General features: G+C 53.3%; 2 tRNA genes and 3 rRNA genes. All 5 read left to right on the top strand.

The window, feature by feature from the left end:
* Positions 1-206: 206 nt before the first annotated feature.
* The 5 genes from NCR40_RS31105 (at position 207) to rrf (ending at position 5,429) form a co-directional block, all read left to right on the top strand.
* A 16S ribosomal RNA gene (locus NCR40_RS31105) occupies positions 207-1,739 on the top strand.
* A 64-nt stretch (positions 1,740-1,803) separates the two neighbouring features.
* A tRNA-Ile gene (locus tag NCR40_RS31100) sits at positions 1,804-1,880 on the top strand.
* Positions 1,881-1,936: 56 nt separating this feature from the next.
* Positions 1,937-2,012, top strand: a tRNA-Ala gene (locus NCR40_RS31095).
* A 305-nt stretch (positions 2,013-2,317) separates the two neighbouring features.
* Positions 2,318-5,198: ribosomal RNA gene (locus NCR40_RS31090) — 23S ribosomal RNA — on the top strand.
* Positions 5,199-5,315: 117 nt separating this feature from the next.
* Positions 5,316-5,429, top strand: a 5S ribosomal RNA gene (gene rrf / locus NCR40_RS31085).
* Together the 16S, 23S and 5S rRNA genes with 2 tRNA genes alongside form the textbook arrangement of a ribosomal RNA operon.
* Positions 5,430-5,440 lie beyond the last annotated feature (11 nt).

The raw sequence follows: 5,440 nt of genomic DNA, 5'->3' as shown, positions 1-5,440 counted from the left end.
TGCTCTTTAAAAACTAACAGCCGATAAGTGTGGGCACTTGATGGCGCGAGCGGTTCTGACCTTTCGGGGTTGGGACGTTTAGCGAAAGTTATCAAGTCTCACACAGTATTAGAGGAAGGTTTATCTGTCGAAAGACGGATTGATCATCGTCAGTACGTTGAGTGAGCGACCGGTTGGTAAAACAACCGAAAACAGTAACAGGCATTGAACTGAAGAGTTTGATCCTGGCTCAGATTGAACGCTGGCGGCATGCCTTACACATGCAAGTCGAACGGCAGCACGGGGGCAACCCTGGTGGCGAGTGGCGAACGGGTGAGTAATACATCGGAACGTGTCCTGTAGTGGGGGATAGCCCGGCGAAAGCCGGATTAATACCGCATACGATCTACGGAAGAAAGCGGGGGATCCTTCGGGACCTCGCGCTATAGGGGCGGCCGATGGCAGATTAGCTAGTTGGTGGGGTAAAAGCCTACCAAGGCGACGATCTGTAGCTGGTCTGAGAGGACGACCAGCCACACTGGGACTGAGACACGGCCCAGACTCCTACGGGAGGCAGCAGTGGGGAATTTTGGACAATGGGGGCAACCCTGATCCAGCAATGCCGCGTGTGTGAAGAAGGCCTTCGGGTTGTAAAGCACTTTTGTCCGGAAAGAAAACCTACCTGTTAATACCGGGTAGGGATGACGGTACCGGAAGAATAAGCACCGGCTAACTACGTGCCAGCAGCCGCGGTAATACGTAGGGTGCGAGCGTTAATCGGAATTACTGGGCGTAAAGCGTGCGCAGGCGGTCTGTTAAGACCGATGTGAAATCCCCGGGCTTAACCTGGGAACTGCATTGGTGACTGGCAGGCTAGAGTATGGCAGAGGGGGGTAGAATTCCACGTGTAGCAGTGAAATGCGTAGAGATGTGGAGGAATACCGATGGCGAAGGCAGCCCCCTGGGCCAATACTGACGCTCATGCACGAAAGCGTGGGGAGCAAACAGGATTAGATACCCTGGTAGTCCACGCCCTAAACGATGTCAACTAGTTGTTGGGGATTCATTTCCTTAGTAACGTAGCTAACGCGTGAAGTTGACCGCCTGGGGAGTACGGTCGCAAGATTAAAACTCAAAGGAATTGACGGGGACCCGCACAAGCGGTGGATGATGTGGATTAATTCGATGCAACGCGAAAAACCTTACCTACCCTTGACATGGACGAAACCCGGGTGAGAGCTTGGGGTGCTCGAAAGAGAATCGTCGCACAGGTGCTGCATGGCTGTCGTCAGCTCGTGTCGTGAGATGTTGGGTTAAGTCCCGCAACGAGCGCAACCCTTGTCCTTAGTTGCTACGCAAGAGCACTCTAGGGAGACTGCCGGTGACAAACCGGAGGAAGGTGGGGATGACGTCAAGTCCTCATGGCCCTTATGGGTAGGGCTTCACACGTCATACAATGGTCGGAACAGAGGGTTGCCAAGCCGCGAGGTGGAGCCAATCCCAGAAAACCGATCGTAGTCCGGATCGCAGTCTGCAACTCGACTGCGTGAAGCTGGAATCGCTAGTAATCGCGGATCAGCATGCCGCGGTGAATACGTTCCCGGGTCTTGTACACACCGCCCGTCACACCATGGGAGTGGGTTTTACCAGAAGTGGCTAGTCTAACCGCAAGGAGGACGGTCACCACGGTAGGATTCATGACTGGGGTGAAGTCGTAACAAGGTAGCCGTATCGGAAGGTGCGGCTGGATCACCTCCTTTCTCGAGCTTAAACGCTCGCCCACTCAAGTGTTCACGCTTATCGGCTGTCAGAAAGACAGGCTAAGGGTCTGTAGCTCAGTCGGTTAGAGCACCGTCTTGATAAGGCGGGGGTCGTTGGTTCGAATCCAACCAGACCCACCACCCGGGCAAGCGGTGCTTAAAACGACCAAGCGAGCAGACTGAGTCAGGCACACACGGGGGGATTAGCTCAGCTGGGAGAGCACCTGCTTTGCAAGCAGGGGGTCGTCGGTTCGATCCCGTCATCCTCCACCAATCCTCAATGCACAGCGCTGAACGCGGGGTTCAACGTTGCGCATTGGCGATTGAGCCAGTCAGCGCGGGTAGGTGATCGAATTTGATCACGCTATCGGCTGTCGTTCTTTAACAATCTGGAAGAAGTAGTAAAGAGATTATTCGAAAGCACTTAGAGATGGGTGTGAGTCGGGTAATCAGGGTTGTGATTGTATCAAGTATGAAAAGGTGATCGAAAGATTGCTTTGGAATACGGCACAACGCGAATACTCAACCTATGACGGTGGGCTTAAAGGCAGCAATGCTGGCAGACACACTCGTTATAGGGTCAAGCGAACAAGTGCATGTGGTGGATGCCTTGGCGATCACAGGCGATGAAGGACGCGGTAGCCTGCGAAAAGCGGTGGGGAGCTGGCAAACGAGCTTTGATCCACCGATATCCGAATGGGGAAACCCGGCCCGAATGGGTCATCCTAAGCTGAATCCATAGGCTTAGTGAAGCGAACGCGGTGAACTGAAACATCTAAGTAACCGCAGGAAAAGAAATCAACCGAGATTCCCAGAGTAGTGGCGAGCGAAATGGGATCAGCCTGTACTCTTTATCTGTGTTGTTAGCTGAACGCTCTGGAAAGTGCGGCCATAGCAGGTGATAGCCCTGTAAGCGAAAACAGCGTGGAAGAACTAGGGGTACGACAAGTAGGGCGGGACACGTGAAATCCTGTCTGAAGATGGGGGGACCATCCTCCAAGGCTAAATACTCGTGATCGACCGATAGTGAACCAGTACCGTGAGGGAAAGGCGAAAAGAACCCCGGGAGGGGAGTGAAATAGATCCTGAAACCGCATGCATACAAACAGTCGGAGCCTCGCAAGGGGTGACGGCGTACCTTTTGTATAATGGGTCAGCGACTTACGTTCAGTAGCGAGCTTAACTGATTAAGGCAGGCGTAGCGAAAGCGAGTCCGAATAGGGCGATCAGTTGCTGGGCGTAGACCCGAAACCAAGTGATCTATCCATGGCCAGGTTGAAGGTGCGGTAACACGTACTGGAGGACCGAACCCACTAACGTTGAAAAGTTAGGGGATGAGCTGTGGATAGGGGTGAAAGGCTAAACAAACTTGGAAATAGCTGGTTCTCTCCGAAAACTATTTAGGTAGTGCCTCGTGTATCACCTTCGGGGGTAGAGCACTGTCATGGTTGTGGGGTCCATTGCGGATTACTACGCCATAGCAAACTCCGAATACCGAAGAGTGCAATCACGGGAGACAGACATCGGGTGCTAACGTCCGGTGTCAAGAGGGAAACAACCCAGACCGCCAGCTAAGGTCCCAAAGATTGGCTAAGTGGGAAACGAAGTGGGAAGGCAAAAACAGTCAGGAGGTTGGCTTAGAAGCAGCCACCCTTTAAAGAAAGCGTAATAGCTCACTGATCGAGTCGTCCTGCGCGGAAGATGTAACGGGGCTCAAGCCAGTCACCGAAGCTGCGGATGCATATTTATATGCATGGTAGGAGAGCGTTCCGTAAGCCTGCGAAGGTGCGTTGAAAAGCGTGCTGGAGGTATCGGAAGTGCGAATGCTGACATGAGTAGCGATAAAGGGGGTGAAAAGCCCCCTCGCCGTAAGCCCAAGGTTTCCTACGCAACGTTCATCGGCGTAGGGTGAGTCGGCCCCTAAGGCGAGGCAGAAATGCGTAGCTGATGGGAAGCAGGTCAATATTCCTGCACCATTGTTAGATGCGATGGGGGGACGGATCGCGGAAGGTTGTCCGGGTGTTGGACGTCCCGGTCGCTGCATTGGAGAAGGTGCTCAGGCAAATCCGGGCACATAATTCAAGGGTGTGGCGCGAGCTTCCTCGGAAGCGAAGCAATTGGAAGTGGTTCCAAGAAAAGCCTCTAAGCTTCAGTCTAATAGTGACCGTACCGCAAACCGACACAGGTGGGCGAGATGAGTATTCTAAGGCGCTTGAGAGAACTCGGGAGAAGGAACTCGGCAAATTGGTACCGTAACTTCGGGATAAGGTACGCCTCTGTAGCTTAACCAGCCTGCGCTGGAAGGGTGAAGAGGTTGCAATAAACTGGTGGCTGCGACTGTTTAATAAAAACACAGCACTCTGCAAACACGAAAGTGGACGTATAGGGTGTGACGCCTGCCCGGTGCCGGAAGATTAAATGATGGGGTGCAAGCTCTTGATTGAAGTCCCGGTAAACGGCGGCCGTAACTATAACGGTCCTAAGGTAGCGAAATTCCTTGTCGGGTAAGTTCCGACCTGCACGAATGGCGTAACGATGGCCACACTGTCTCCTCCCGAGACTCAGCGAAGTTGAAGTGTTTGTGATGATGCAATCTCCCCGCGGCTAGACGGAAAGACCCCATGAACCTTTACTGTAGCTTTGCATTGGACTTTGAACCGATCTGTGTAGGATAGGTGGGAGGCTATGAAACCGGAACGCTAGTTTCGGTGGAGCCGTCCTTGAAATACCACCCTGGTTTGTTTGAGGTTCTAACCTTGGTCCATGATCTGGATCGGGGACAGTGCATGGTAGGCAGTTTGACTGGGGCGGTCTCCTCCCAAAGTGTAACGGAGGAGTACGAAGGTACGCTAGGTACGGTCGGAAATCGTGCTGATAGTGCAATGGCATAAGCGTGCTTAACTGCGAGACCGACAAGTCGAGCAGGTGCGAAAGCAGGTCATAGTGATCCGGTGGTTCTGTATGGAAGGGCCATCGCTCAACGGATAAAAGGTACTCTGGGGATAACAGGCTGATACCGCCCAAGAGTTCATATCGACGGCGGTGTTTGGCACCTCGATGTCGGCTCATCTCATCCTGGGGCTGTAGCCGGTCCCAAGGGTATGGCTGTTCGCCATTTAAAGAGGTACGTGAGCTGGGTTTAAAACGTCGTGAGACAGTTTGGTCCCTATCTGCCGTGGGCGTTGGATATTTGAAGGGGGCTGCTCCTAGTACGAGAGGACCGGAGTGGACGAACCTCTGGTGTACCGGTTGTCACGCCAGTGGCATCGCCGGGTAGCTATGTTCGGAAGAGATAACCGCTGAAAGCATCTAAGCGGGAAACTCGCCTTAAGATGAGATATCCCCGGGGCTTCGAGCCCCTTGAAGGGTCGTTCTAGACCAGGACGTTGATAGGTCAGGTGTGTAAGTGCAGTAATGCATTGAGCTAACTGATACTAATTGCCCGTAAGGCTTGATCCTATAACCAGTGTGTTTGAACCACTGGCGAGTTATGCGTGTGCGACAATCGCCACCCAACATTTACTGCTTCTTCCCGGATTGGTTGTGTGCCCACCCGGCGCACGACAACAAGTCATGCCTGATGACCACAGCGAGTTGGTACCACCCCTTCCCATCCCGAACAGGACCGTGAAACGACTCCACGCCGATGATAGTGCGGATCTCCCGTGTGAAAGTAGGTAATCGTCAGGCTCCTCATGCAG

Source organism: Caballeronia sp. GACF4 (assembly GCF_023631025.1).
GTDB lineage: Bacteria > Pseudomonadota > Gammaproteobacteria > Burkholderiales > Burkholderiaceae > Caballeronia.
Note: the sequence above shows the minus strand (reverse complement) of the source record. Positions and strands in the feature narration are given on the sequence as shown.